The organism is Lysobacter concretionis Ko07 = DSM 16239, from assembly GCF_000768345.1.
GTDB classification, from domain to species: Bacteria; Pseudomonadota; Gammaproteobacteria; order Xanthomonadales; family Xanthomonadaceae; genus Novilysobacter; species Novilysobacter concretionis.
The window spans coordinates 1-21,991 of sequence record NZ_AVPS01000009.1; the positions used below are offsets into that span (position 1 = coordinate 1).

The following is a 21,991-nucleotide window of genomic DNA, read 5'->3' on the forward strand; positions in this document are numbered from 1 at the left end:
CCGGCCCGTCTTCCCGACTTCCCCGGAGTCGTGCGAAGAACCTTTTTTTGTGGGCCCGGCTCCAGAAAATATGTCTCCGGAAAAACCAGTATCTCCGCACCACCATTACCTCCGACACACCCGGCGCCCGGGCATGGGGTCTAATGTCAGCCGGTCCCGGCGTCGAAAGGCGCACCTCCGGGGCTCCCCTTCCCAATGCCACCGGCCGGAGCCATTCGTGAGCATGAATCAAGCACGCACTTTCAAACCGCAAGCCCTTCTGCTGGCCCTCGCGGTCACCACCGCGCTGGCCGCCTGCTCCAGGCAGGACGCCACGCCTGCCGCGAGCGAGGCTGCCGACACCGCCACGGCACTGACCCTGGACGAGAGCAAGCTGCCGCCGGTCAACCGCTTCCAGATCGGCGACCTGGACAAGACCAGGGATGCCTGCACCGACTTCGGCAGCTACGTCAACGGCACCTGGCTGGCCGCCAACAACATCCCCGGCGACCGCACCAGCTGGGGCGCATTCGAGATGCTCGACGAGCGCTCCACCGCCGTGCAGCGCCAGTTGGCCGAGCAGGCCGCCGCCAACAAGAACGCCACCGGCGTGGAGGCCATCGTCGGCAACTTCTGGGCCACCGGCATGGACGCCGAGAAGATCAATGCGCAGGGCATCGCGCCGATCCAGGACCGCCTCGACGCGATCGCCGCGCTCGACAGCCAGCAGGCGATTGCCGACTACCTGCGCACCACCGCCGCGCAGGGTGAGAACTTCCTGTTCGGCTTCGGCGCGGAAGCGGACTTCAAGAACTCCGACATGAACATCGCCTACGCCGCCCAGGGCGGCCTGGGCCTGCCGGACAAGTCCTATTACTTCGACGCCGACAAGGCCGGAAAGCTGGCCGCCTACCAGGCTCATGTCGCCAAGGTGCTGGAACTGTCCGGCGTCGACGCCGCGCAGGCGGCCGAGCAGGCCAAACAGGTGGTCGCGTTCGAGACCCGCCTGGCCAAGGTGTCCAAGTCCAGCGAAGAGATGTCGCGCGACGTCTCTCTGTTCTACAACCCGATGTCCCCGGCCGAGGCCGACAAGCTGACCCCGAACTTCCCGTGGACGAAGTTCTTCGAGTCCCAGGGCGTGGCGACGCCGACCATGTTCTCGCTGGCGATCCCGGCGTTCCACGAGGAAGTCAGCAAGATGCTGGCCGACGTGCCGGCCGACCAGTGGCAGGCCTACCTGCGCTTCCACACCGTCGACGGCGCCTCGCCGTACCTGTCGGATGCGTTCGTGCAGGAGAACTTCAACTTCTACAACCAGGCCATGCGCGGCCAGAAGGAGATGAAGGAGCGCGGCAAGCGCGTGCTGAACACGATCGATGGCGAAGTCGGCGAAGCGCTGGGCCAGATGTACGTCAAGGTCGCCTTCCCCGCCGAGTCCAAGGCGCGGATGGAAGCGCTGGTCAAGAACCTCAGCGACGCCCTCAAGACCCACATCGAGGCGCTGGACTGGATGGGTGACGAGACCAAGAAGCAGGCGATGGAAAAATGGGCCGCCTTCACGCCCAAGATCGGCTACCCGGACAAGTGGCGCGACTGGAGCGGGCTGGTCACCAGCCGTGACAGCTACATCGGCAACGTGCTGGCCGCCAACGAGTTCAACTACAAGTGGAACGTCGGCAAGATCGGCAAGCCGGTCGACCGGACCGAATGGGGCATGCCGCCGCAGATGGTCAACGCGTACTACAACCCGCTGGCGAACGAGATCGTGTTCCCGGCCGCGATCCTGCAGCCGCCGTTCTTCGACCCCGATGCCGACGATGCCATCAACTACGGTGGCATCGGTGCGGTGATCGGCCACGAGATGATCCACGGCTACGACGATCAGGGCAGCCGCTTCGGCCCGACCGGCAACTTCGAGAACTGGTGGACCGAAGACGACGCCAAGGGCTTCACCGGCCGTACCGACAAGCTGATCGCGCAGTTCAACGCGTACGAGGCCATGCCTGGCCAGCACGTCAACGGCAAGCTGACCCTGGGCGAGAACATCGCCGACCTCGGCGGCCTGGCGGTGGCCTACGACGCCATGAAGAAGGCGACCGAGGGCACCCCCGATCCGATGACCGACGGCCTGACCCGCGACCAGCGCTTCTTCGCCAACTGGGCCACCGTCTGGCGCCGCAACTTCACCGACGACGAGCTGAAGGTGCGCCTCGCCACCGATCCGCATGCGCCGGCGAACTTCCGCGCCATCGGCGCCCCGTCCAACCTGCCGGCGTTTGCGGCGGCGTTCGACTGCAAGCCGGGCCAGCCGATGGTGCGCGCCGTCGACCAGCAGGTCGTCATCTGGTGATCGCCGCCGGGCCTCGCCCGGCTCGATGACCGGCCCACGTCAAGGGCACCCACGGAGGTCCGGGCTCGTCCCGGGCCTCCTTTTTTCTGCCGCTGCTTTTCACGACCGGTCCCGTCGCCGGAATCCCGCCGGGAAAGTCCGGCCGGCAAGTGTTTATTGCCAACCGCGTTCAGTAGCCCTCACAGGCAGCTTGATAGACTGCCGCGATCATTTGGATGGAATCCGCGATGACCCTTCGACCGCTTTGTTATGCCCTGGCCCTCGGCCTGATCGCCGGCCTCGCCGTGTCACCCGCGAGCGCGCAGGAAGCTGCCACCGCCTGCACCGACTTCAACGCGTTCGCCAACGCCGGCTGGCTTGCCGCCAATCCGCTGCCGGCCGGCAAGACGTCGAACTCGGCGCTGGAACAACTGGACGCGCACGCGCGCCAGCAGCAGATCGACCTGCTGAACCAGGCGATGCAGTCACCGCAGGGCGACGTGCAGAAGCTGCTGGGCGACTTCTGGGCCAGCGGACTCAGCGAGCCCGCGGTCGAGCGCGACGGTGCCCAGCCTCTGGCACCGCTGCTGGACCGGATCATCGCGATCAAGCGCGCCGACAACATCGCCCCGACCATCGCAGCGCTGCACCAGGTCGGCATTCCGGTCGCGTTCCACTTCGGTGCCGACATCGACCTGCGCGACTTCTCGCGCCACATCGGCTACTTCAGCCAGGGCGGCCTGGGCCTGCCGGACCCGGCCTACTACACCCGCACCGACGCCCCCACCGCTGCCCTGCTCGGGCAATACCGCGCCTACGTGCAGAAAATCCTCGCGCTGACCGGCGTCAAGGACAAGGATCTCGCCAAGCAGTCGCAGCTGGTGATCGACCTGGAAACGCGCATCGCCAAAGCCTCCCGCCCGCTGGCCGAACTGCGCGACCCACGCGTCAACTACGCGCCGGTCGCCATCAGCGGGCTGGCCGCGCAGTATCCGAACCTGCAGCTCGACCAGTTCCTCCAGGCCCAGGGCGTGAGCACCCCCACCGTGTCCATCGGCAACCCCGCCCGGCTGGCGGAAATCGACAAGCTCATCCGCGAACTCAAGCCCGAACAGTGGCGCGCCTACCTGCGCTGGCGCGTCGGCGACGCGATGGCGCCCTATCTGGCCAAGTCCTGGCGCGATGCGGAATTCGATTTCCACGGCCGCGTGCTGGCCGGACTCACCGCACCACCATCGCGCGAGCAGCAGGTGCTGGATGCGATCAACCTGGCCGCGGGACCGATGCTCGGGCACGAATACGCCGCCAGATACCTGACCGCCGATACCAAGTCGCAGGCACGCCAGGTCGCCACCCAGGTGCGTGACGCCCTGGGCGCCGCGCTGCAGCGCGACCCGCGCCTGGGCGAGTCGGCCAAGGCCGAAGCGGCCGCCAAGCTGGCCGCAATGAAGATCGAGATCGGCACCCCGACCCGCGATCTCGACTACACCATCCAGCCGATGGGCCGGGGCAGCTTCGGCGGCAACATGCTGATCGCCTCCACCTGGCGCCACCGCGAGGAGATGCGACGGATCGGCGAGGCCAATGCCGACCGCCGCTGGGACGTGCTCCCGCAGCAGCCCGCGCTGGCCTACGACCTCGCCCAGAACCGCCTGATCGTGACCGCCGCGGCGCTGCAGGCCCCGCTGTGGAACCCGCTGGCGCAGACCGCGACCCGGTACGGCAGCTACGGTGCGCTGGTCGGCCACGAGATCAGCCACGGTTTCGATGCGCGCGGCCGTTTCATCGACGCGCAGACCGAAATCCGCAACTGGTGGAATCCGCAGGAAGTCGCCGCCTGGGATGCGCTGGTCCAGCGTGTCGTCGCCCAGTACGGCGCGTTCGACTATCCGATGCTGACCGGCACCAAGGTCGACGGCGCCAAGACCCACGACGAGAACATCGCCGACCTGGCCGGCGTGGAACTCGCCTGGGCCGCATACAACGCCAACACCACCGGCGCCGACAAGGCCACCCACAAGGCGTTTTTCGAAGGCTGGGCAAGCCTGTGGCCGCAGCACATGACTGCCGAGAACGCCGCCCAGCGCGCGGCCCACAACGTGCACGCGCCCGGCCAGTGGCGCACCAACGGCCCGCTGATGAACCTTGCGGCGTTCGGCGACACTTACGGCTGCAAGGCCGGCACCCCGATGCAGCTCAAGGCCGATGCCCGGATCGTCCTGTGGCCGATGCCGGCGGCAACCAAGGGCAAGGCGAAAGCCGGCAGGAAGTAGCCGCCGGTTCGATTGGTCCCACGAGGCAACTCAACGAAAAACGGCGCGGGCAATCGCGCCGTTTTTCATGGCCGGTCGATTGCGTACGGCACCCGACCAGCGCCACATCTTCCGGCAGGAGCGGCTTCCGCGGCGACCTGCACATCCCGGCAACGTCCAGGACATCGCTCCCGGCGTCGCCCCACATCAACGCCGCCGCTTCTCCGCATGCCCCCTCAGCGCACGATCCGCGGTCGCTTTGGTCCGCGCCGGCCGAACGGCGGCTGCCCGCGCCAGTAACGGATCAGCATCCAGCCGAACAGCATCCCGCCCAGGTGCGCGAAATGCGCCACGCCGGGCTGGTAACCGCTGAATCCGAGCAACAGCTCGATTGCCCCGTACACGATCACCAGCGTGCGCGCCTTCATCGGGATCGGCGGAATCAGCAGCATCACCCGCTGGTGCGGGAACAGCATGCCGTACGCCAGCAGCAGGCCGAACACGCCGCCCGAGGCACCCATCGTCGGATACGCCGCGCCGCCCTGCGCCATCGTCCACGACCCCACGACCAGCTGGCACACCGCCGCGCCGGCCACGCAGGTCAGGAAAAAAGTCAGGAAGCGCCGCTCACCCCAGGTGTGTTCCAGCGGCGCGCCGAACATCAGCAACGCCACCATGTTGAACAACAGATGGGTAAAGCTGCCATGCATGAAACCGTAGGTCAGCAACTGCCAGGGCAGGAACTCGTTGACCGCATAGGCACTGTCGCCACTGCCGATCGGCCACAGCATGAACGACGCCAGCGCGGCTTCACCCAGCACGTTCTGCAACAGGAACACCAGCGCATTGACGATCAGCAGCGCCCTGGTGACGGGCGGTAGGTTGAAAAACATCGCAGTCCCTCGAAAGTCCGCCAATGGTAACGGCTGGCGATGCGCCCGCGCGTGCGGATCGGCCAGTACCGCGACCAAGGCCACCCCTGTGGCGGCTCGCTCAACCGGACTCCTGTAGGGCCGACGTCAGTCGCGAACGCGCAGATCCCTGGCACCCACGCCCATTGCCCACCCGGCGTTTCCCGGATCGGACATGCGATATGGGTGGAGCAGCCTCAGCCACCGCGGATGAAGTGCGCCATCGCTCAATCCGGCACGCCCCAGATCTGCTCATCCAGCGTGGCCGCGCGAACGCCACGCACCCTGCCCGCCTCCACCCGCACCCCCTCCGCACGCAGGCGCTGGCTCTGCTCGGCAAACTCCGGCGCATCGGGCGGGAACGCAATGCGTCCGTCCGATCGCAGCACCCGGTGCCACGGCAGGGTCGGATCCTCGTTGTGGCTCAACAGGCGAGCGACCATGCGCGCACGTCCCGGCAGCCCCGCACGCCGCGCCACCTCGCCGTAACCGGCCACCTCGCCACGCGGGATCGCGCGGATGGTGGCCAGGATGCGGGCGGAAGCGTCGTTCTGCATCGCGGTAGCATAGGGCGTCCCACGCAGGAGCCGAGCATGCAATCCTTCAAACTGATCCGCCAACACCTGACCAGCGCCGGGTTCAACGTCATCCTGCAGGACGAGGGGGTGGCAAGCATCGAGTTGTCGCTGGAACAGGGCTCGCGCCATCAGGCGATCTTCCTGTCGGAGCTGCAGGACGAGGACGGCCGTCCCTACCTGCGGGTGAGCAGTGCGGTGGCGCCCATCGCCGGGCTGGATGCCTCCCGCGCGCTGGCATTCAACTGGCAAAGCCGGGTCGGCTATCTGGCAGTCGGCGACATGGGCGGCACGCCCTACCTGCAGCTGTGCGAAAACCGGCCGTTCGATGGCCTGGACGGCGCGGAGGTGCATCGGCTGGTACTGGACATCGGCGGTACCGCAGACCGCATGGAACGCGCACTGTCGGGCGACAAGGACCTGCTCTAGCGGCGTTGCCGCACCGCTCTGGCGCTATACCCAGCCGATCATCGCCAGCAGGCGGAACGCGCCGTACGCAATGCCGCCGGCGGCCGGGATCGTGAGGATCCAGGCCCAGATCATCCGCTCCACCATCGTCCACTTGATCGCGTTCAGGCGCTTGGCCGTGCCCACGCCCATGATCGCGGCGGAAATGTTGTGGGTGGTGGACACCGGAATACCCAGCGACGACGCAGCCAGGATCACCGAGGCGGCGCTGGTTTCCGCCGCAAAACCGTGGATCGGATGCAGCTTCACCAGCTTGTGGCCGAGCGTCTTGATGATCCGCCAGCCACCGGCGGCAGTACCTGCCGCCATCACCAGCGCACAGCAGACCTTGATCCACATGTCGATGTCGCCTTCCAACAGCGCGCCCTCGGAGGGATGCAGGAACGCCAGCCACCCGGGCAGGTTGTCCAGCACGCCGGTGGACTGGGCGCTGACCAGGGTCAGCGCGATGATGCCCATGGTTTTCTGGGCGTCGTTCATGCCATGCGCAAAGCCCATGCCGGCCGCGCTGACGATCTGCGCTTTGCCGAAGAAACTGTTGACCCAACGCGGCCGCGCAAGCCGCGCCAGCCATCCGCCGCTGGACGCCATGCCCGAGATGACCGCGAACAGCACGCCCATCATCAGGAAACCCGCGGCGAATCCGAGCACCGGCGAGCTGACCATCGGCACGATCACCTTCCACACCACGCCGGCACTCTTGTAGAACGGCTCGGCCGGCTGCGACCAGATGATCGCGTCCCAGTTATTGGAGGCGGCCGCCAGCGCCGCGCCGATCAGTCCACCGATCAACGCATGCGACGAGGAGGACGGCAGACCCATCCACCAGGTGATCAGGTTCCACACGATGCCGCCCAGCAAGGCGCACAGGATCAGTTGAGCGCCGACCTCGACCACGCCGATATCGATCAGCCCCGACGCGATGGTCTTCGCCACGGCGGTGCCCACCAGCGCACCGATCAGGTTCATGGTCGCCGCCATCGCGACCGCCTGGGCGGGTGACAGCACCTTGGTTGCGACCACGGTGGCAATCGAGTTGGCGGTATCGTGGAAACCGTTGATGTACTCGAACACGAGCGCAACGATCACCACCGTCAGGACCAGGGTCAGCATTGCGCGGGCCTCAGGAGTTCTTCAGGACGATGTCGTAGGCCACCACGCCGGCTTCCCGGCAACGGTCGATGGCTTTTTCGAGGATCTCGAAGAACTCCTTGAGCAGGAACATCTGCAGCGGGCCGAGCTTGCCCGAGTAGATGTCGCGGTACAGCTCCAGCATCAACCGGTCGGCCTCGTTCTCGATCGAGCGCAACTCGTCGTTGAGTGCCTTCATCGGCTCCAGCTTCATCTTCCGGAGCAGTTTGATCATCTCGACCACGACCGCCGCCGCCTGCTCGAGCATCGCCGCGCGCGGCGCAAAATCGATGTGCCCCAGGTGCTGCAGCGCCAGCGAGTAGCGATCGGCAAACTTCTCGATCTGCTTGGGAATCTTGTACAGCGCCGACGTCAGCGCCTCGATGTCCTCGCGCTCGATCGGGGTGATGAAACTGTCGACCAGCTCCTGGCTGATCTTCTCGGACACGTCGCGTTGCCGCAGGCGCGCCAGCTTGAAGGCATCCAGCGCCGGCTCGCGCTCGGTCACCTTCAGCATCTCGTGCAGGGCTTTGGCGCTGTCGTGGGCCGCCACCGCGGATTCTTCCAGCAGGTCGTAGAACTGATTGCCTTGGCCGAACATCGTTTGCAGGGAAAACATCGGTGGATGACCTCTTTCGTGCCGGCGGCATGCGTCGCGGGAGTGGCTGGAAAAATAACGCCGCTGCCCGACAGTAGGCAGCGAAGGGGCGGATTATGACGGTTTCGCCGCCTTCACGCCCAGCAGCGGAAGGTTTCAGGGCCCCGCAGCCCCACCTGCTAAAATCCGCCAGCGCCATCCGGGCGTGTTGATCAGGCCCACCGCGCTCCATGGACGACGATCCAAAACCTCCATCTACGCCCGTTGCCCCGCGCTGTCGATGCGTTGCGCCCGCGCCTTCCCCGACTGACCTGGAGCGCGCGGCATGCTGGAATTCCTGATCGTCCTGGTACTCATCGCGCTCAACGCCTTCTTCGCGCTGTCGGAGATGTCGGTGGTGACGGCGCGCAAACCCAAGCTGCGCCAGATGGGAAGCTCCAGCCGCCACTCCCGCAAGGCGCTGGATCTGGCCGAACACCCCGACCGCTTCCTGTCCACCGTGCAGGTCGGCATCACCCTGATCGCGATCCTGACCGGCATGTTCGGCGGCGAGGCGATCGGCAATGCGATCGGCACCTGGCTGGGCGAGAAGATCCCGCTGCTGGGCGATTACGCGCGTCCGGTCGGCGTGGTGCTCGCCGTCGGCCTGATCACCTACCTCAGCATCGTGCTGGGCGAACTGCTGCCCAAGCGCCTGGCACTGCTGGCCCCGGAAAAACTGGCCAGCATCGTCGCCACGCCCATGCACGGGATATCGCGCATCGCGACCCCGGCGGTGTGGCTGCTGATGGTCAGCACCCGCGGCATGCTCAAGCTGCTGCGGCTGGACCAGACCCAGGCCTCGAGCATCACCGAAGAGGAAATCCGCATGCTGGTGAGCGAGAGCCACGAGCAGGGTGTGATCGACGCCGACGAACGCAAGATGATGCACCGCGTGCTCGGCCTGGGCGACCGCACCGCCGACAGCCTGATGACACCGCGCACCCGGATCACCTGGCTGGATGCGGGCGCTTCGCTGGAGGAAAACCTGGAGACAATGCGCACCTCGCCGGTGTCGCGCTTCCCCGTGCTGCGCGGCACCGACCAGGACGTGATCGGCGTGGTCGAGGCCAAGTCACTGCTGCGCGCGCTCGCGCCGGGGGTGGAGATCGACCTGTTCGGCAGCATGCGCGAGGCGCTTTTCGTGTCCGAGTCGACCCACGCGATGAAACTGCTGGAGATCTTCCGCGAGGAACAGCAATCGCTGGCGCTGGTGGTCGATGAATACGGCGACGTGACGGGGCTGGTGACGGTCAACGACGTCATGGGCGCGGTGATCGGCCGGGTCCAGGCCGGCATGGGCACCGGCACGGCGGAGCACTCCGAGGAAAGCGCCGGGCCGGTGGTCGAGCGCGCGGACGGCTCCTACCTGATCGACGGCAGCCTGCATGTCGAGGACCTGCACGAACTGGTGGCCGGCGACGTGCCCGGCGAGGACGATTACGACTTCCATACCGCGGCCGGCATGGTGATCGCCCATTTCGGCCGCATCCCCCATGTCGGCGAGCATTTCGCCTGGCCCGGCTGGCGGATCGAGGTGGTGGATCTGGACGGTCCACGCATCGACAAGCTGCTGCTGTACCGCGAGCCGATGCAGGACCCGGACAACGATGAGACGAGCGGGTAGACCCAAGGGGGAAAGCCCCGCGGAAGCGGGCCAGGAGGCGGGAACGCGCGCCTTGCTGGATGCCTTCGCGTCCGGCAACCCCGATGAGGTATTGAAGCTGGGCGAGCTGTTCGGCGGGCTGGGCAAGCGCTCATTCGGGATGCTGCTGTTCGTTGCGATCCTGCCCGCGTTCCTGCCGGTTCCCGGCATCGGCGGCATGGTCAGCGGCCCGCTGGTGATGCTGATCGGCGCACAACTCGTGGCCGGCCTGAGCACGCCCTGGCTGCCGGGTTTCGCCGCCCGTCGTGGACCGCGCCGGCAGACGATGGGCCGTTTCCGCGACCGGATTTCACCGTGGCTGTCGCGACTGGAACGGCTGGTGCGCCCGCGCTCGCCGGCCCTGCTCGACCGGCGCCTGGCCAACCTCGTCTCCGGCCTGCTGCTGATCGCGCTGGGCGTGCTGCTGTCGTTGCCGATCCCCTTCACCAACTACCTGTTCGGTGCCCTGCTGTTGCTGTTCGCCCTGGCATTGCTGGAACGCGACGGCCGCCTGATGGTCGTGGCCTGGATCAGCGGCATGGCGGCGATCACGGTGTTCGGCCTGCTGTCCGGGCGACTGGCCACGCTGCTGGCACTCTGGATGGAGCGCCTGCCGGGGGGCCAGCTCTCCTGAGTCGGCGTCCCTGCGCCGGCTCTTCCCCTGCTAGGCCAACGACACCGGCACGGGGGACTTCAACAAGTCCAGGAAGTCGTCCATCGCCATCGGGTGGCCCAGCCAGAATCCCTGCGCCAGGTCGCAGCCCCGGTCGCGCAGCAGCGTGTACTGGGCCTCGTTCTCGACGCCCTCCGCGACGACGGTGATCCCCAGCGAATGCGCCATCGCGATGATCGCGGTGGTCAGGGCCAGGTCGTCGGCATCGTGAAGGATGTCGGCGACGAAGCTGTGGTCGATCTTGACCCCGTCCACCGGCACCCGCCGCAGATGGCTCAGGCCGGAGAAGCCGGTACCGAAATCGTCCAGCCAGACCCGCACACCGCTGGCACGAAGCTGCTGCAGCATCCGGCTGGCGTGGGCCTCGTCGCCGATCATCGCCGTTTCGGTCAGCTCGACATGCAGCCGATGGGGCGCCAGTCCGCTGTGGCTCAGGCTTTCGGCCACGTTGCGCGGCAAGTCGCCGCTGCGCAGTTGCCGTGGCGAGACGTTGACCGAGACGAACAGCGGTTCGGCCTCGGGCGATGATTGCCGCCACAGCGCTGCATCGCGGCAGGCGGCGGTCAGTACCAGTGGACCGATGACTTCGATAAGCCCGCTCTGCTCGGCGACGTCGATGAAGATGGCCGGTGCCACCAGGCCAAGATCGGGATGGGTCCAGCGCAGCAGCGCCTCGGCACCCAGCAGCACGTTGTCGGCGACCCGGTAGATCGGCTGGTACGCCAGGCTCAACTCACCGCGATCCCAAGCGCCGCGCAGTTCGCCTTCCAGGTACACGTGCCGCTCGACCGCCTGGTTCATGACCCGGTTGTAGTAACGCGCACAGTTCTTGCCGGCGACCTTGGCCTGGTACATCGCGATATCGCCGTTCTTCATCAGGGTCGCCGCGGTAACGGCATCCTCCGGGAACATGCTGATGCCGATCGAGATGCCCAGGAAAACATCGCGCTCCTGCAATGGCAGCGGCGCGGAAAGCTCCTCCACCAGTACCTCGGCCAGGTCGGCGGCCCGCGTGCGCACGTCGACATCGTCGTCATCGTCGTCCACGGACTCGATCAGGATCACGAACTCGTCGCCGCCAAAGCGGGCCAGCAGTGCGCCCTTGCCCCCAATTCGCTCCACGACGTCGCGGATCCGCCCGGACACCGCGAGCAGGACCTCGTCGCCGACGTCATGTCCCAGGGTGTCATTGACGCGCTTGAAGTCGTCGATATCGGCAAACAGCAGCGCCAGTTGCCGGTCGGTGCCACGCAGGCGCAGCAGACGCTGGTCCAGCGCCTCGCGGAACGCCAGCCGGTTGGCCTGGCCGGTGAGCGCATCGGTGTAGGCCATCGTGCGGATGTCGTGGTCGTGCCGGGCGACGCTTTCACTCATCCGCCGGAACGCGCGCATCAGGTCGCCCAACTCGTCGTTGCGGTCACTGACAGGTGAACGGATATCGAACTGGCCGGCCTCGATCGCGCGTGCCGAATCTGCCAGTTCCTCGATCGGCCGGACCAGCCAGCGCTGGATCGCCCATAGAGCCGCGCCACCCATGACCAGGAAGCCGCAACCCAGCACGGATATCCAGAACAGCTGGCGTCGGCCCAGTTCGACCAGGTGACCGCGCAACTCGGCGGCGGCACGGTCCTGGACCGCCCGCAGGGATGCCAGGTCATAGCCGATGCGGATGCCGCCGAGCCGCTCCCGGCCGATCAGGATCGGCGCGGACACATCCATGGTGGAATCGTTGAACTGCGTGTGCAGCCCGCCGGCACGGATCGCTCCCTGCGCCAGCGCGTCGGTCATTTCCCGGCCATAACCCGGAATCTCCTCGCTGCCGTCGTGCAGCACGTTGCCGTGGCGGTCGAACACCCGCACATACGAAACACCCGGCTGGGCCAGCGCGCCACGTGCCAGCACGCCTATCTCGTCAAGGTCGTGGTAGTAGAGCGGATTGGCCAGCGACTCGGCCAGCGGGATCACCGTGCCTTCGCCGCGCCGCCGCAGGCTCTCGCTGGCCGTGGCCTGCATCGCGGCATGGCTGGCACCCACGACCTCGTCCTGCATCCGGCTCTGTCGATGCAACAACAGTCCGAACAGGACCAGCAGGATTGCCAGTGCCGCCAGCATCATCAGCAGGACCCTGGCCTGCAGCCCATGCGTGTATTTCATCGGTGCGAGCGTCATTCGACTTCCGAGCGGACACGGCGGACCCCGGTCTGGATACGCTCCAGCGCCCGGCGGGAATCGGCATCCATCGGCAGGAAACGGGTCGTGCCGAAGAACTGGTGCAGCGCCTTGCTCGCAGCCGGATCGGTGGCCGCAGCCGTCAGCACCTCGCGCAACCTCTCCTGCACCTTTGCCGGCAGGTCGGCACGGACCAGCTCCAGTGCGCGCGGGTATTCACCGGTACGGCCGATGACCACCAGGTCGCGCTTGAACGCGTCGGGCATCCGTGCGGGATTGCCCCAGTCCAGGTTGCTCATCACGCCGACGTCGGCGACTCCCTTGTGCACCCAGGTGGCGATGTTCAACTCGGAACGGGCGAACAGGTAGCCCAATGCGTCCGAAGCGACCGGATCCTCCGGCGACAGCAGGATTTCCAGCTTGAGATCCCGTTCCAGCAACTCGCCCGCGGGGACGAAGTAGGCGCTGGTGGACGAGGGCCGCTGGAACGCGATGCAGTGCCCGCGCAGGTCGTCCATCCCGGCGATGCCGCTGTCGCGACGGGCGAAGAACACGGTGTGGTAATGGCTCTTGCCATTGCGCTCGGTCAGCAGCAGCGGCACCGCGCCGGCGCGCTCGCTGAGCAGCATCCCCGAACCCGCGGTTTCCGTGACCCAGTCGACCCGTCCGCGGCGGATGTAGCTGGCCATCTGCTGGGGATCGCGGGCCATCAGGACCCTGCCCTCGCGGATGCCCACCCCGGCCATGCGCGGAACCACGTAGTCCAGCAAGGGCTTGAGCTGGTCGTAGTGGGCGTTGGGATCGTCACTGATGCGTCCCAGCACCAGCACGTCGCTCTCCGTTGCCAGTACCGTGGACGGCGGGCCGCACAGCGCGACCAGCAGCATTACCGGCAGGCTTGCTCGTAGAGCGCGGAAGGTACGGCGAAGGAGTTCCATCAAGACGGGACCCGACAAAGGCGTGGCCGGCAGCCGGCGGGGTAGTGTGGCATGTGGGCGCCTTCGACCGGCGAATCCGACGAACGCGAAAGCATCGTAAAGGTCCGGATCAATGTGGCCCGTCCAGGCGTTGTCCGGCCAGCGCTGCCATGCGGCTGGCGTCCGACAGGATGCCCCGCAGCAGGCGCACTTCGCGCTCGTCCAGGTCGGCCCGCAGGAACAGCCGGCGCAGCTTGCGCATCGCCGACTCGGGCGCGCGCCCCTTGTGGAAGTCGATCGCATCGAGGGTTTCACCCAGTTGCGCGAACAGGCCTTCCAGCTGGAAGTGCGAGGCCGGTGGATCGCGTGGCTCGGCGGGCGTGACCGGCCCGGCCGCCGCCAGCAACGCCAGTCGCAGTTCATACGCCAGCACCTGCACCGCTGCTGCCAGGTTCAGCGAGCTGTAATCCGGATTGGCCGGGATGTGGATCGCCGCGTGGCACAACTGCAGCTCGTCGTTCTCCAGCCCGGTACGCTCGCGACCAAACACCAGCGCCACTTCATCGCCACCGGCCGCCATCGCCACCGCGCGCTCGGCCCCCGTGCGCGGCAACAGCTCCTCGAGGGTGATCCGGCGGCTTCGGGCGGTGCAGCCCAGCACCAGCCGGCAGTCGCCGACCGCTTCGGCCAACGTGCCGAAGACCACGGCATCATCGAGTACGTCATTGGCCCCGGCGGCCAAGGCGAACGAATCCACATCGGGCGATTTCTGCGGCGCGACCAGCACCAGCCGCGCCAGTCCCATGGTCTTCAGCGCACGCGCGGCCGAGCCGATGTTGCCCGGATGCTGGGTGCCAACCAGCACGATGCGGATGCGGTGGGCAACGGGAAGCGGATTCCAGGCGGGGAGCGGCGTGGCAGTCATGGCGGCAATGGTAAACTCCGCGGCCGGCCACGAACCAATCGTGTCATCGCCGCCCGCTCTTTTCCCTCGCCAGTTGCGTCCCCCACCTCTCCGTCCGAGGCTATTTGCCATGCAGAAACCCGCCATCACCCTCATGGTCAAGGCCGCCCGCGCCGCCGGCAACGTGCTGTTGCGCCACATGTACAAGCTGGACGCGCTGAACGTGGTGGAAAAGGACCGCATGGACTTCGCCAGCGAAGTCGATGAACTGGCCGAGAAGGAGATCATCAAGGAATTCCGCCGCGCCACGCCGGACTACGCGATCCTTGGCGAGGAAGGCGGGCTCATCCAGCCCAGGGGCGGCACCGCCCGCTTCACCTGGGTGATCGACCCGCTCGACGGCACCAGCAACTATCTGCGCGGGATCCCGCATTTCTGCGTCTCCATCGCCCTGGTCGAGGCCGGCGAGCCGGTCCACGGGGTGATCTTCGACCCGCTGCGCAACGAGCTGTTCACCGCCAGCCGCGGCAGCGGCACCACCCTCAACGACAAGCGCGTGCGCGTGGCCGACCGCAAGGACCTGGCCGGCGCGATGGTGCTGACCGGCTTCGCACCGCGCGAGCGCAGCCGCGCCAGCGCCCAGCTCAAATGCATCGACACCCTGCTGACCGAGATCGAGGACATCCGCCGCAGCGGTTCCGCCGCGCTCGACCTGGCCTACGTGGCCTGCGGTCGCGTGGACGCCTATTTCGAGGCCGGCGTGAAGCCGTGGGACATCGCCGCCGGCGCGCTGATGGTGCGCGAGGCCGGTGGCAAGATCAGCGACTTCCGCGACCGCACCACCGGCCCGATGGACGCGCGCGGAGTGAACCCGCGGCCGCTGCTGGCCGGCAACATCAAGGTCGCCGGTCTGCTGCAGCAGCGGATCGTCAACACCGGTTACGCCAGCGCATTCGACTGATCGCACCGGCAGGGTCGCGGCGCAACGCGGCCCCTGCCCAGGAGGCTATGTTCGATACGAGGGGCGCGACCTGCAGACCTTCCGGGCGAATGTCCCCCGGCCCCCGCCTGCGGCGGAGGCCTCCTCCTTTATTTCGCCCCGAAGGCCTGCAGGTCCCGTCGGTGCTGCCGGATCGCATAGATACGCGGAAAGGGCAGCAGGGATTGCGCTTCTGGAGCCACCGGCCGACGGGGGTGGATGTCCTTGGGTGCGAAATAAAGGAGGAGGCACCGGCTTCATCGGTGCCGGGGGACATTCGCACCGAAGGACACTCGCTCCCGGCCACTCCGGCCACCCCGCAGATGCCGCGCTTTCCACTCGGATGGAAGAATATCCAAAAAAAGGCCGCGCAATTGCTGCGCGGCCTTTCTGTTTGCGGCGATGGCCGGCGGTTTACGGCCGACGGGCCAACGCCTCTTCGTTTCTGGCCTTCGGCATCAGGTCCTGCTTGGTGACCTTGAGGAAGCCCAGGGTCAACAAGGGGGCCGCCACGAAGATCGACGACAGGGTACCGATCACCACACCGATCATCTGCGACTCGGCCATGCCGCGCAGCGAGCCGCCGCCGTACAGATACAGCGCCAGCACGGTCAGGAACGCCACCACCGAGGTGATGACCGTGCGCGACAGGGTCTGGTTGATCGAGGTGTTGATGATCGTTTCCGGATCGGCGCGCATCGTGCGGAAATTGTCGCGGATACGGTCGAACACCACGATGGTGTCGTTGATCGAAAAGCCCAGCACCGACAGGATGCCGGCCAGAACGGTCAGGTCGAACTCGTGCCCGCTCAACGCGAACCAGCCGGTGACGATGGTCACGTCCTGCAGGGAGGCGATCACCGCGGCGATCGCGAACTTCTTCTCGAACCGCATCGAGATGTACAGCAGGAAGCCGACCACCACGAAGATCACCGCCCAGATGCCGTTGAGCGCGAGCTCCTTGCCGACCTGCGGCCCGACGAAGTCGCTGCGCATCACCTGGCCCGGGTTGTCGGGCGTCGATACCGCTGCCGTGATCGCCTGCGCGGTACGCGAGTTGGCATCCGCTGCCGCGTCGCCGCCCTCCTCTTCCGACTGCAACCGCACCAGCAGATCGTTGCCGGAACCGAACGAGAGCACTTCGGCGCCGCCATAACCGGCCTCGGCGAGCCGCGCGCGGGCATCGTCGATGTCCACCGGCTTGTCGAAGCGCAGCTCGGTGACCGTGCCGCCGGTGAAGTCCAGGGCAAAGTTGAAGCCGTTGAATGCCACCGCGCCAATCGACGTCAGGATCAGCAGCACCGACATGGTGAAAGCCACGCCGCGCAGGCGCAGGAAATTGAAGTTGACGTCGTGCGGGAAAATATTGAGCTGTTTCATGGTCGTTTCCCGTTCTCAGATCGCAAGGGACTTGAGGTTCTTGCGCTTGCCGTAGATCAGCGTCGCAATCGCCCGTGAGCCCGACACCGCGGTGTACATCGAGGTCGCGATACCGACGATCAGCGCCACCGCGAAGCCCTTCACCGGGCCGGTGCCGAAGGCGAACAGCGCCACGCCGGCCAGGATCGCGGTCAGGTTGGCGTCGGTGATGGTACCGGTGGCCTTCTCGTAGCCGGTCACGATTGCCGACTTGGGCGGAATGCCCGCTCGCAATTCTTCGCGTATTCGTTCGTTGATCAGCACGTTCGCGTCCACCGACAGGCCGACCGTCAGCGCGATACCGGCCAGACCCGGCAGGGTCAGCGTCGCGCCGAAGAGCGACATCACCGCGACCAGCATCAGGATGTTGAGCAGCAACGCCAGGCAGGTGATCAGGCCGAACATGCGGTAGTACACGAGGAAGAACAGCAGCGCGAAGGTGAACGAGTACGTCACTGCCGTCAGGCCGCGCTCGATGTTCTCCCGGCCCAGGCTCGGCCCGACGATGCGTTCCTCGACGAAGTCCATCGGTGCGGCCAGCGAACCCGAGCGCAGCAGCAGCGCCAGATCCGCCGCTTCCTTGCTGCTGTCCAGGCCGGTGGTCTGGAACTCCTTGCCGAACACCCCGTTGATGTTGGCCACCGAGATCACTTCCTCGCTGACCCGGGTGCTGCGGATCTCCTTGCCATCGACCACACGGACCTGCGGCACGCGCTCGATGTAGACCACCGCCATCGGCTTGCCGACGTTGCCGCTGGTGAAGTCGAACATGCGCTGGCCACCGGCGCTGTCAAGGCGCACCGAGACCGACGGGGTGCCCGACTGCGGGTCCAGGCCGGAGGTCGCGCCGATCAGCTGGTCGCCGGAGGCAATGACGCGCTTGTTGAGCAGGATCGGCACCGGCTTGCCGTCCGGCCCCAGCTCCTTGCGGTAATAGATCTTGGCTTGCGGCGGGACGCTGCCCGAGGCCACCGCGTCGTACGCGTTGCCTTCGACCACGGCACGGTATTCCAGGGTGGCGGTGGCGCCGATGATGCGCTTGGCCTGGGCGGTGTCCTGCACGCCGGGCAACTCGACCACGATGCGGTCGGTGCCCTGCCGCTGGATCAGCGGTTCCGCCACGCCCAGGGCGTTGATGCGGTTGCGCAGGGTGCCGAGGTTCTGGTTCAGCGCGTCGGTCATCATGCGCTGCAGCTCGACGTCGGGCACGTGCATGGTCAGCGCCTGGCCATCGACGTCCATGCGCAGCGCCGGTTGACTGGCAGCGATCAACTTGCGCGCATTGGCGGCATCGGCCGCATCGACCAGGCGCACCACAATGGAATTGTCGGGACGGCGGGTGACCGATTCGTAACGCACGCGGCCGTCGCGCAACACCACGCGTGCATCCTCGACGATGGCGTCCAGGTGTTTGTCGAGCGCGGCTTTCTGGTCGACCTGCATCAGGAAGTGCACGCCACCCTGCAGGTCGAGGCCGAGCAGCATGCCGTGTGCACCGAGCTTGTCCAGCCAGGCAGGCACGGTCGAAGCGAGGTTGAGGGCGGTCACGTAGTCGTTGCCCAGCACCGGCGCCAGCGCATCGGCGGCCTTGGACTGGAAGTCCGTGCCCGTCAGCCGCACCAGCAGGTTGTCGCCGGCGATCTCGACCTGCTTGGTCGGGATGTTGGCCTGTTTGAGGGTGTCCGCGACCCGGTCGGCCAGTGCCTGGTCGATGGGTGCGCCGCGGCTGGCGGTGACCTGCACCGAGGGATCCTTCTGGTAAAGGTTCGGCAACGCGTACAGCGTACTGAACAGGATGGCCAGTATCAGGACGACGTATTTCCAGCGCGCGTAAGTCAGCATCGATTGCCCCTGTGGCGGCCAACCCGGCCGCCGTGCATCAAATAGAAGAGGTGGAGAAGGCCGCTCAGGCCGACTTCAGGGTGCCCTTGGGCAGGACGTTGGCGATCGAGCCGCGCTGCACGCGGATGCGCACGTTGTCGGCGATCTCCACGGTGATGAAGTTCTCGCCCAGGTCGATCACGACCCCGGCGATGCCGCCGTTGGTGAGCACCTCGTCGCCCTTGGCCAGTTGGCCCAGCATCGCCTTGTGTTCCTTAGCGCGCTTCATCTGCGGGCGGATCATCAGGAAATACATCACGCCGATCAGCAGGATCGGGAACAGCAGCGACATTCCGAAGCCGCCCGGGGCCGGGGCAGCAGCTTGCGCGTAGGCGGGGGCGATCAGGAGATCAAGCAGGTTCATGTCGAAATTCCGTATTGGGCTGAAAATAGCCGGGGATTATGTCACGGCGGGCTGCGGACCACTTGCGGCGTCGCAGGATGGATGGCAGGGATGGGCGGGGAGAACCGGGCGCGCGTCCTCAGGGCTCGCGCGCAGCGTAGAAGGACTCCCGGAAGGCGGCAAAGGTTCCCTGCCCGATCGCCTCGCGCATCTGCGCCATCAGCCGCTGGTAGTAGCGCAGGTTGTGCGCGGTGCCCAGCATCGGCCCGAGCATCTCGTTGCAGCGGTCCAGGTGGCGCAGGTAACTGCGGGTGAAGCCGCCGGCGCAGGCGAGGCAGTCGCAGCCCTCCTCGATCGGGCGCAGGTCGTGCTCGTACTTCGCATTGCGGATGCGAACGGTACCGGTCGAGGTGAAGAAGTGGCCGTTGCGCGCGTTGCGGGTCGGCATTACGCAATCGAACATGTCGATGCCGCGCGCCACGCCTTCGACCAGATCTTCCGGCCGGCCCACGCCCATCAGGTAGCGCGGCCGGTCGGCGGGCAGCTGCGGGCAGGTGTGTTCGAGCATCGCGTTGCGCTCGTGCTCCGGCTCACCGACGGCCAGACCACCGATTGCGTAACCGTCGAAGCCGATCTGCTTGAGCCCGTCCGCCGAACGCGTGCGCAGGTCGTGGTGGACACCGCCCTGGACGATGCCGAACAACGCCGCGTCGTTGCCCCCGTGGGCGATGCGCGAGCGCTCGGCCCAGCGCAGGCTCAGTTCCATCGACTTTCGCGCCACCTCTTCCGTTGCCGGATACGGCGTGCATTCGTCGAAGATCATCACCACATCCGCGCCCAGCACCTTCTGGATGTGCATGCTCTCCTCGGGACCCAGGAAGACCTTGCGGCCGTCGATCGGCGCGGCGAACGTCACGCCGGCCTCGGTGATCTTGCGTTTGTGCGCCAGCGAGAACACCTGGAAGCCGCCGGAGTCGGTCAGGATCGGGCCGTCCCAGCGCATGAAACCGTGCAGCCCGCCGTGCGCCTCGATCACCTCCAGCCCTGGTCGCAGATACAGGTGGAACGTGTTGCCCAGGATGATCTGCGCGCCCAGCTCGCGGACGTCGTCAGGGTAGATGCCCTTCACCGTGCCGTAGGTCCCGACCGGCATGAACGCGGGAGTCTCCACCGTGCCGCGCGGAAAACTCAGCCGACCGCGGCGCGCATCGCCGTCGGTGCCGAGCAACGTGAAGGACATGCGACTGTCGGGCAGCCCGCTCATTGCATCGACTCCGGGAACAGCAACATCGCATCTCCATAGGAAAAGAACCGGTACTCCCGGGCGATCGCATGCGCGTAGGCAGCGAACACCCGGTCCCTGCCGGCGAACGCGGACACCATCATCAGCAAGGTGCTCTCGGGCAGGTGGAAGTTGGTGACCATCGCATCGACCGAACGGATTCTGTAACCGGGCAGGATGAACAGCCGGCTCTCGCCCGCGTAGGGCAACAGCTCGCCGGCCGGATTTTCGGGGGTCGGCCGCATCGCCGTTTCCAGCGCGCGCACCACCGTGGTACCGACCGCGATCACCCGGCCACCGGCCGCCCGCGTGCGGCGCACCTGCTCGACCAGCGCGGCACCGACATTCAGCCACTCGCTGTGCATCACGTGCTGGTCCAGGTCGTCGACCCGCACCGGCTGGAACGTGCCCGCGCCGACATGCAGGGTGACGTGGCCGAAGCCCACGCCCCGCGCGGCCAATCGCTCCAATAGCGGCTCGTCGAAATGCAGCCCCGCGGTCGGTGCGGCGACCGCGCCGGTCTCGCGCGCGAACACGGTCTGGTAGCGCTCGGCGTCGTCCGCACCCGGAGCGCGCTGGATGTAGGGTGGCAACGGCAACTGGCCCGCGTGCAACAGCCAGGCCTCCAGCGATTCGGCGACATGGAACCGCAGGCGGTAGAACTCGCCATCGCGACCCAGCACCTCGACCTCGCCACCGGCATCCAGCGCAATGCGCGATCCGGACCTGGGCGACTTGCTGACCCCCAGTTGCGCACGCGCCTCGTCCCCGCCGAGCAGCCGCTCGATCAGGATCTCGACCCGGCCACCGGTCGCCTTCTGGCCGAACAGCCGCGCCGGGATCACCCGGGTGTCGTTGAACACCAGCAGGTCGCCCGGGGCAAGCAGATCGGGCAGCTCGCTGAAGACGTGGTCCTCGAAGGCACCGGGGATTGGTGGAACCAGCAACAGCCGGCTCGACGAGCGCGCCGCCAACGGTGCCTGGGCGATCAGCCGGGGCGGCAGCAGGTAATGGAAATCGGATTTCTTCAAGACGGGTCTTCGAGTGCGTACTTCGGGGTGCAGGCTTCATCAGCGCGTGGGATCGGCCCGCACTGCAGCAGCGTGCCTGCGGCAACCGCGCATTGTAGCGACGGCGGGGGTTATCGCCGCGGGAGCGGCGTGGTAGAATCGGCTAACTGATTGAATCGAAAAGAGAAACGGGCAAAACAAGAAACAGGACCGCGCGGATGTGCCGCGCTTTTTTGTTTGCGCCGTTCGTTGCGACGTTTGCTGTTGCGACGCTTGTTTGAAAATTCCCCGGCACAGCGCCCGACCCCGCGAAGGAGCCACACCGATGTCCAGCACCACCCACGGCAACGCCATCACCAGCCAACTTGCCCCGCTGCGCGCCCACGCCGGGTCGCGCCGCACCATCGGTCTGGACGATGACGTCCTGGCGACCTTCGCCGGCGACGCCGAGCTGATCGAGGCCGTCGCAGGCGCCGTCACCGAGTAC

At 66.8% G+C, this 21,991-nt stretch carries 18 protein-coding genes; 6 read left to right on the plus strand and 12 right to left on the minus strand.

Going from position 1 to position 21,991, the window contains the following annotated elements; all coding sequences use genetic code 11:
* Positions 1-223 precede the first annotated feature (223 nt).
* Both N792_RS11165 and N792_RS11170 read left to right on the plus strand, forming a co-directional pair.
* Positions 224-2,329 carry a M13 family metallopeptidase gene (locus N792_RS11165; RefSeq protein WP_036195229.1) on the plus strand — a complete coding sequence of 702 codons (2,106 nt, stop codon included), beginning with the start codon at positions 224-226 and terminating at the stop codon, positions 2,327-2,329.
* 215 nt (positions 2,330-2,544) lie between these two features.
* Positions 2,545-4,581 carry a M13 family metallopeptidase gene (locus tag N792_RS11170; protein ID WP_425478886.1) on the plus strand — a complete coding sequence of 679 codons (2,037 nt, stop codon included), beginning with the start codon at positions 2,545-2,547 and terminating at the stop codon, positions 4,579-4,581.
* Positions 4,582-4,796: 215 nt separating this feature from the next.
* Here the strand turns inward: N792_RS11170 and N792_RS11175 are convergent, their stop codons facing one another.
* Together N792_RS11175 and N792_RS11180 are read right to left on the minus strand one after the other, a co-directional pair.
* A complete protein-coding gene (locus tag N792_RS11175) occupies positions 4,797-5,453 on the minus strand; it encodes a rhomboid family intramembrane serine protease (protein WP_036195231.1) in 657 nt (218 codons plus the stop codon).
* A gap of 245 nt (positions 5,454-5,698) precedes the next feature.
* Positions 5,699-6,028 carry an MGMT family protein gene (locus tag N792_RS11180; protein ID WP_052104020.1) on the minus strand — a complete coding sequence of 110 codons (330 nt, stop codon included), beginning with the start codon at positions 6,026-6,028 and terminating at the stop codon, positions 5,699-5,701.
* A gap of 36 nt (positions 6,029-6,064) precedes the next feature.
* Between N792_RS11180 and N792_RS11185 the strand changes: the two genes are divergently transcribed.
* Positions 6,065-6,475, plus strand: coding sequence for a type III secretion system chaperone family protein (locus tag N792_RS11185; RefSeq protein ID WP_036195233.1), 411 nt, complete (start codon positions 6,065-6,067; stop codon positions 6,473-6,475).
* Between the two features lie 24 nt (positions 6,476-6,499).
* Here N792_RS11185 and N792_RS11190 read toward each other — a convergent pair whose 3' ends face one another.
* Positions 6,500-7,627 carry an inorganic phosphate transporter gene (locus N792_RS11190; protein WP_036195235.1) on the minus strand — a complete coding sequence of 376 codons (1,128 nt, stop codon included), beginning with the start codon at positions 7,625-7,627 and terminating at the stop codon, positions 6,500-6,502.
* A 10-nt stretch (positions 7,628-7,637) separates the two neighbouring features.
* Entirely contained in the window at positions 7,638-8,264 is a 627-nt protein-coding gene (locus tag N792_RS11195; RefSeq protein WP_036195236.1) for a DUF47 domain-containing protein, read from the minus strand.
* A 304-nt stretch (positions 8,265-8,568) separates the two neighbouring features.
* On the opposite strand from N792_RS11195, the gene N792_RS11200 reads away from it, so the two are divergent.
* Both N792_RS11200 and N792_RS11205 read left to right on the plus strand, forming a co-directional pair.
* A complete protein-coding gene (locus tag N792_RS11200) occupies positions 8,569-9,909 on the plus strand; it encodes a hemolysin family protein (protein ID WP_036195238.1) in 1,341 nt (446 codons plus the stop codon).
* The gene (locus N792_RS11205) at positions 9,893-10,561 is read left to right on the plus strand and encodes an exopolysaccharide biosynthesis protein (RefSeq protein WP_036195239.1); all 669 of its coding nucleotides are present in this window, start codon (positions 9,893-9,895) and stop codon (positions 10,559-10,561) included. The genes N792_RS11200 and N792_RS11205 overlap by 17 nt, the downstream gene beginning before the upstream one ends.
* 30 nt (positions 10,562-10,591) lie before the next feature.
* Here the strand turns inward: N792_RS11205 and N792_RS11210 are convergent, their stop codons facing one another.
* The 3 genes from N792_RS11210 to N792_RS11220 all read right to left on the minus strand — a co-directional run bounded on the left by N792_RS11210 (position 10,592) and on the right by N792_RS11220 (position 14,611).
* Positions 10,592-12,754 carry a putative bifunctional diguanylate cyclase/phosphodiesterase gene (locus N792_RS11210; protein ID WP_036195511.1) on the minus strand — a complete coding sequence of 721 codons (2,163 nt, stop codon included), beginning with the start codon at positions 12,752-12,754 and terminating at the stop codon, positions 10,592-10,594.
* 11 nt (positions 12,755-12,765) lie between these two features.
* Entirely contained in the window at positions 12,766-13,707 is a 942-nt protein-coding gene (locus N792_RS11215) for a phosphate/phosphite/phosphonate ABC transporter substrate-binding protein (protein WP_036195240.1), read from the minus strand.
* 109 nt (positions 13,708-13,816) lie between these two features.
* The gene (locus N792_RS11220) at positions 13,817-14,611 is read right to left on the minus strand and encodes an RNA methyltransferase (protein WP_036195242.1); all 795 of its coding nucleotides are present in this window, start codon (positions 14,609-14,611) and stop codon (positions 13,817-13,819) included.
* A 109-nt stretch (positions 14,612-14,720) separates the two neighbouring features.
* Here N792_RS11220 and N792_RS11225 point away from each other — a divergent pair, with 109 nt between their 5' ends.
* Positions 14,721-15,551, plus strand: coding sequence for an inositol monophosphatase family protein (locus tag N792_RS11225; RefSeq protein WP_036195243.1), 831 nt, complete (start codon positions 14,721-14,723; stop codon positions 15,549-15,551).
* Between the two features lie 432 nt (positions 15,552-15,983).
* On the opposite strand, the gene secF is transcribed toward N792_RS11225, so the two are convergent.
* The 5 genes from secF to queA all read right to left on the minus strand — a co-directional run bounded on the left by secF (position 15,984) and on the right by queA (position 21,525).
* Entirely contained in the window at positions 15,984-16,949 is a 966-nt protein-coding gene (gene secF / locus N792_RS11230; RefSeq protein WP_036195245.1) for a protein translocase subunit SecF, read from the minus strand.
* 15 nt (positions 16,950-16,964) lie between these two features.
* Positions 16,965-18,830: a protein translocase subunit SecD gene (secD, locus tag N792_RS11235; RefSeq protein WP_036195246.1), complete on the minus strand. Its 1,866-nt coding sequence runs from the start codon at positions 18,828-18,830 to the stop codon at positions 16,965-16,967.
* Positions 18,831-18,894: 64 nt separating this feature from the next.
* Positions 18,895-19,233, minus strand: a complete 339-nt coding sequence (gene yajC / locus N792_RS11240) for a preprotein translocase subunit YajC (RefSeq protein ID WP_036195248.1) — start codon at positions 19,231-19,233, stop codon at positions 18,895-18,897.
* A gap of 118 nt (positions 19,234-19,351) precedes the next feature.
* Positions 19,352-20,476 (minus strand): tRNA guanosine(34) transglycosylase Tgt, encoded by a 1,125-nt coding sequence (gene tgt, locus N792_RS11245; protein ID WP_036195250.1) that lies wholly within the window; start codon positions 20,474-20,476, stop codon positions 19,352-19,354.
* Positions 20,473-21,525: a tRNA preQ1(34) S-adenosylmethionine ribosyltransferase-isomerase QueA gene (queA, locus tag N792_RS11250; protein ID WP_036195252.1), complete on the minus strand. Its 1,053-nt coding sequence runs from the start codon at positions 21,523-21,525 to the stop codon at positions 20,473-20,475. The genes tgt and queA overlap by 4 nt, the downstream gene beginning before the upstream one ends.
* Positions 21,526-21,991: the final 466 nt, after the last annotated feature.

Excerpts from the sequence above, each read along its gene's own strand:
- N792_RS11165 (WP_036195229.1), top strand. The coding sequence starts at position 224 with ATGAATCAAGCACGCACTTTCAAACCGCAAGCCCTTCTGCTGGCCCTC.
- N792_RS11210 (WP_036195511.1), bottom strand. The coding sequence starts at position 12,754 with ATGAAATACACGCATGGGCTGCAGGCCAGGGTCCTGCTGATGATGCTG.
- N792_RS11170 (WP_425478886.1), top strand. The coding sequence starts at position 2,545 with ATGGAATCCGCGATGACCCTTCGACCGCTTTGTTATGCCCTGGCCCTC.
- N792_RS11225 (WP_036195243.1), top strand. The coding sequence starts at position 14,721 with ATGCAGAAACCCGCCATCACCCTCATGGTCAAGGCCGCCCGCGCCGCC.
- N792_RS11195 (WP_036195236.1), bottom strand. The coding sequence starts at position 8,264 with ATGTTTTCCCTGCAAACGATGTTCGGCCAAGGCAATCAGTTCTACGAC.
- N792_RS11220 (WP_036195242.1), bottom strand. The coding sequence starts at position 14,611 with ATGACTGCCACGCCGCTCCCCGCCTGGAATCCGCTTCCCGTTGCCCAC.
- N792_RS11185 (WP_036195233.1), top strand. The coding sequence starts at position 6,065 with ATGCAATCCTTCAAACTGATCCGCCAACACCTGACCAGCGCCGGGTTC.
- N792_RS11200 (WP_036195238.1), top strand. The coding sequence starts at position 8,569 with ATGCTGGAATTCCTGATCGTCCTGGTACTCATCGCGCTCAACGCCTTC.
- secF (WP_036195245.1), bottom strand. The coding sequence starts at position 16,949 with ATGAAACAGCTCAATATTTTCCCGCACGACGTCAACTTCAATTTCCTG.
- N792_RS11180 (WP_052104020.1), bottom strand. The coding sequence starts at position 6,028 with ATGCAGAACGACGCTTCCGCCCGCATCCTGGCCACCATCCGCGCGATC.
- tgt (WP_036195250.1), bottom strand. The coding sequence starts at position 20,476 with ATGAGCGGGCTGCCCGACAGTCGCATGTCCTTCACGTTGCTCGGCACC.
- secD (WP_036195246.1), bottom strand. The coding sequence starts at position 18,830 with ATGCTGACTTACGCGCGCTGGAAATACGTCGTCCTGATACTGGCCATC.
- N792_RS11175 (WP_036195231.1), bottom strand. The coding sequence starts at position 5,453 with ATGTTTTTCAACCTACCGCCCGTCACCAGGGCGCTGCTGATCGTCAAT.
- N792_RS11190 (WP_036195235.1), bottom strand. The coding sequence starts at position 7,627 with ATGCTGACCCTGGTCCTGACGGTGGTGATCGTTGCGCTCGTGTTCGAG.
- N792_RS11215 (WP_036195240.1), bottom strand. The coding sequence starts at position 13,707 with ATGGAACTCCTTCGCCGTACCTTCCGCGCTCTACGAGCAAGCCTGCCG.
- yajC (WP_036195248.1), bottom strand. The coding sequence starts at position 19,233 with ATGAACCTGCTTGATCTCCTGATCGCCCCCGCCTACGCGCAAGCTGCT.
- N792_RS11205 (WP_036195239.1), top strand. The coding sequence starts at position 9,893 with ATGAGACGAGCGGGTAGACCCAAGGGGGAAAGCCCCGCGGAAGCGGGC.